Below are 4220 nucleotides of genomic sequence, written 5' to 3'. Positions count from 1 at the left end.
CCTCCGGCGGTACGGCCAGGCGCAGGCCGGGGAAGCGGGCGGCCAGCGCGGGGAGCGCAAGGTTGACGGCCACTCAGGGGCGCCTCATCTCTGCAAGACACCTCTCCCCATGCTGGCCCTCGCTCGTCGACCGAAACCCTACGGTCGTGGAACCGGCCAAGTGGCGGGTTGTGCGGTTCACATGGGGTGACGGAAGATCAACGAGTCCGTTCGTCCTACACGTAGCGCAGGGCGGAGCTCCCCGTCCGGGACCTCCGCCCTGCGCGTGTGGACAGACCTTGGCGTCCCTGCCGGTTTGCAGGCCTCACAGGGACGCTCATGTCCTGCACAAGGAGAAGAGTACGTGAACCCCAAGTCCCTGCGTATAGCTTCAGCCACGGTCATGGCGGCAGTCGCGCTCGGTGTTGCCGTTCCCGCTGCCAGCGCAGCCGATACCCCCCGTGCTGCCACGGCTCAGTCCGTCGCGGTGTCGACTCCTGGGCTCACCGCGTCGCAGGCCCGCCAGATGCTGGCCTCTCCGGAGATCACAGCGGAACTCGACGCCAATGGCCGGGCGGCGATTCAGGCGGTCGCCGACGGCCAGGCCACTCCGGGTGTCGCGAACAGTGCGGCAAGCAGCGCCGGCAAGGCAATCATCAATCTCATCAAGAAGCAGGGTCCGGCCTTCTTCAAGAAGGCCGTCGCGGCGGCGAAGAAGGGAACCGGCGCGTTCAACAAGTGGGTTGGTGACCTCCCGTGGTACCACCCTGTCCGGCTCGCGATCTCGGCCGGCGGTACTGATGTGATCGAGTGGGTCATGGACCAGCTGATCGGTTAAGGAATAGCAGAAGGCATGACACGACGCGACGAGACGACGGCGCACACGGCCCGGTCACCGGAGGCCAACCTGTGGGGACTGGCACTGGCGTTCTCCTGCCTGTGCCTGGTATCACGGGTGGGAGCGGTTTCACATCTGGCCGGCTCACGCATCACGGTGATTCTCTACGTACTGGGGTGGGCCGGTCCTGCCGCTGCACTTCTTCTCTGCGCAGTGCGCGGCACAAAGCCGTGGTCCGGAGCAGTGGTTCCCGTGACCGTGCACGCGGTCTCCGGAGCTCTGTACGCAACTGTTGTCGGCTGGTCGTGAGCAGTCGTCCGGCTCACGGCGTGTCGTGAGGGGCAGGCCGGCACCTTGAGGGCCGGCCTGCCTCGTCGCGTGTCCCAAGCTTTGTGCTCATCAGCCCGGCTCGTGCACCGCTGCACGTCGAATGGTGATTGTTTTTGCAATGTCGGATTCGATTCCTCCACAACTCATGCTCGAGGCCGCGGGGCTGAGCAAGTCGTACCGTGAGAAGCGAGTGGTCGACGGCGTCGACCTGTCGGTTCCGCCGGGTTCGGTGACCGGCCTGCTGGGCGCCAACGGCGCAGGGAAAACCACCACACTCCGGTTAATGCTCGGGCTCATCCGCGGCGGAGGAGAAACCCGGTTTCTCGGCCGCCCGTTGCGTGACTGGCACTGCCCTGGACAGGTGGTCGGCGCGGTCTTCGGCGGTGTCGGCGGCCATCCCAAGCATCGGGTCATCGACCACCTCACCATGGTCGCCTACGGCCTGGGGCTGTCCGCCCCCGAGGCCGCGGCACAGGCAGCCCTGGACCGTATCGGTCTGGAACAGGCACGCGGACTGCGCCTGGGCCAGCTGTCCTTGGGCATGACGCAGCGTGTCGAGCTGACTCAGGCCCTTCTGGGACAGCCGCAGGTTCTGGTCCTCGACGAGCCGTTCAACGGGCTCGATCCACATTCGATCGCCTGGTTGCGCAGTGCACTGCGCAGTTTCGCGGACGCGGGCGGGGCAGTGCTGTTGTCGAGTCACTTGCTGGCGGAAATGGAACAGCTCGCGGACCGCGTAGTAGTCATGGTCCGAGGCCGGGTCACGGCAGAGTCCGGTGTACGGGAGATCGCCGAGCAGGCTGGGCGGCATGTGCTGGTGGAGAGCCCGGCTATGGCTCGACTGGCTGTGATGCTCGAACTTGCCGGCGGACGCATCGAGGCATTGGACGCGGACCATGCCCGGGTCACTGGAGTCAGCCGACAGCAAGTAGGGCTGTTGGCCGCAGACCACGGCATTCCGCTGTACTCGCTGGGCGAGCACTCCGTCTCCATTGAGGAGTTTTATCTGTCCGTTGCAGAAGAGGAGTTCAGCGCACGATGGCCACAGCACTGAAGCCGGGAGCGGAAGGCGGCCCTGGTGGACGGTCCTTGGGCATACGCCGGCCGGGACCGCATCGTTCATGTGCGCGGCGGGCCATTCAGTACGAGTGGAGGCGGCTGTCAGCTCTGCGCTCTCTCTGGCTGGTTGCAGGACTCATCACTCTGCTCGGCGTCGGGAACGGTGTGGATATCGGCCTTCATGGCGGCAAAGCAGGCTACTCCCTGGCCGCAGTGGCGGACACGTTGCAGTTCTCACCGCTTGCCTCTCAGGCACCGATGGCTGCCTTCCTCCTCTTTCCCCTTGGAATGTCAGCCATCGGGGTCGAGTACTCCCACCGGATGGCCAGGACGACGTTTCTGACTCTCTCCTCCCGCCGCACCGCGTACGTGGCCAAAGTCGTGGTGCCCTCCGTGGTCGCCGCAGCGACCACACTCGGCGCAGCTCTGCTGGGCCTGGTGACCGGATGCGTTGTGCTCGCCCTCCGTGGGGACGCCCTGCCCGATCTCGCGGGTCTGGCAATGCCCCTCCTGTCACTGACGGTGGTAATGCTGTGCTGGCCGACACTCGCTGCGGGTCTGACGGCGCTGACCCGGCGCCGTGGAGCCGTCCTCGCGTTTCTCCTCCTGTGGCCGGTGATCGTCGAGCGTCTTGCAGGCCTCGCGCTGGAGCAGGTGCCGGGGCTCAACGGCGTCCGGAACTATCTGCCCTTCGCCGCCGCGCGCGCGGCCTTGCACAACCTGCGTGACGAATCCGGCGGCCCAGACGCGGGTTTCGATCAGGCGCTGCTCGGCAGCAATGCCCACCCGGCCATAGGGATGACGATCTTCTGCCTGTTCACTGTGCTGGTTGCCGTCGGAGGAGGACTGGCCTACATACACCGCGACGCGCCATAGAAAGAGTCAGGGTCGGCACACTGACCGACCCTGGTTGTACAGCACCCGGTCACGAGACCTGTTATCCGCAGGTCACTTCTCGATCCGCATATGTACGAACGAGTACGGCAGCCTGCAGGCGGTTGGCGACGCCGAGCTTGTTGAGGATGGAGCTGACATGCTCCTTGACGGTGGCCTTGCTCAGCAGCAGCATCCTGCAGATCTCAGGATTCGACAGCCCTTCTCCCACGAGGGCCAGCACTTCGCGCTCCCGTGCTGTGAGCACCGCAAGTCGCGCTCTTTGCGCTTGAGCCGCATCACAGTGCCTCCGGCCGGCGAGGAAACCGCTCACCACTCGGTCGGCCACACCCTGGAAGAGGACGTGGGTACCTGATGCCAGCAAGCGCACTGCATTGACAAGGCCCTCCGGCTCCGTGTCCCGGAACAGGAAACCAACTGCTCCCAACTCGAGGGCTGCGATCACGCGGTCGTCAACGGAAGCGGTCGTCAGCATGGCAACAACTGGCGGCCGTTCCTGCGCAGCCAGTGAGGACAGTGTTGCCAGCCCATCGACCCCGGGCCCGCTGATGTCGAGCAGCACCACATCCGGTCGCTGACGCGCCACTTCCTCAACTGCCGACGTAACGTCGCAGGTGGCCAGGGCTCGGATGTCGTCGGCCGTCTCCAGAATCCGCCGCAATGTTCCGCAGGCGAGCGAATCGTCTCCAACGACCACCACGCTGATCACAGGCCACCCCTTGATCGTCACATACGGTATCTACACTCTCTCCAAGGAGTTAACAGCCTTTACTCTGTTTTTTACAGGTGGGGATGGTCTGTATAACTGCGGCGGCGCAGCCGATGCAACTGCTGGGCGAGCAAGTGATGCTCGCCCGGGCCTCGACGAGGACGCGCGGAACGCGGAGCAGTCCTCCCCTGCCGAACCGTCACGCGCGCACCGTGATCGCCCCCACCGGGCACGCCCCGGCCGCCAGCCGTGCCGCCGCGCGGCGCGCGGGCGGCGGCGCGGGATCGACGACCCGCACCCGCCCGTCGTCGAGGTCCTGGTCGAACACCTCGGGTGCGGTCAGCGCGCACATCCCGGCGCCCACGCAGCGCTCGCGGTCCGCGTCGAGTTCCACCGGTCACTCCCCTCCCC

5 protein-coding genes are annotated in these 4220 nt (G+C 65.9%); 3 read left to right on the top strand and 2 right to left on the bottom strand.

Annotated features, from left to right (window positions below):
• Positions 1-343 precede the first annotated feature (343 nt).
• From I5Q34_RS33250 to I5Q34_RS33240, 3 genes are all read left to right on the top strand, one after another.
• Positions 344-817, top strand: coding sequence for a hypothetical protein (locus I5Q34_RS33250; RefSeq protein WP_199896227.1), 474 nt, complete (start codon positions 344-346; stop codon positions 815-817).
• Positions 818-1265: 448 nt separating this feature from the next.
• Positions 1266-2201 carry an ABC transporter ATP-binding protein gene (locus I5Q34_RS33245; protein ID WP_199896226.1) on the top strand — a complete coding sequence of 312 codons (936 nt, stop codon included), beginning with the start codon at positions 1266-1268 and terminating at the stop codon, positions 2199-2201.
• Complete coding sequence (locus I5Q34_RS33240) at positions 2186-3082, top strand: hypothetical protein (protein WP_199896225.1); 897 nt, start codon at positions 2186-2188, stop codon at positions 3080-3082. The genes I5Q34_RS33245 and I5Q34_RS33240 overlap by 16 nt, the downstream gene beginning before the upstream one ends.
• 61 nt (positions 3083-3143) lie before the next feature.
• Here the strand turns inward: I5Q34_RS33240 and I5Q34_RS35945 are convergent, their stop codons facing one another.
• A complete protein-coding gene (locus I5Q34_RS35945; protein WP_199896224.1) occupies positions 3144-3809 on the bottom strand; it encodes a response regulator transcription factor in 666 nt (221 codons plus the stop codon).
• Positions 3810-4008: 199 nt separating this feature from the next.
• Entirely contained in the window at positions 4009-4203 is a 195-nt protein-coding gene (locus I5Q34_RS33230; RefSeq protein WP_199896223.1) for a ferredoxin, read from the bottom strand.
• Between the last annotated feature and the right edge of the window lie 17 nt (positions 4204-4220).

This window comes from Streptomyces sp. AV19 (assembly GCF_015999245.1).
GTDB lineage: Bacteria > Actinomycetota > Actinomycetes > Streptomycetales > Streptomycetaceae > Streptomyces.
This window is presented reverse-complemented; position numbering and strand designations above follow the sequence as displayed.

Excerpts from the sequence above, each read along its gene's own strand:
- I5Q34_RS33240 (WP_199896225.1), top strand. The coding sequence starts at position 2,186 with ATGGCCACAGCACTGAAGCCGGGAGCGGAAGGCGGCCCTGGTGGACGG.
- I5Q34_RS33245 (WP_199896226.1), top strand. The coding sequence starts at position 1,266 with ATGTCGGATTCGATTCCTCCACAACTCATGCTCGAGGCCGCGGGGCTG.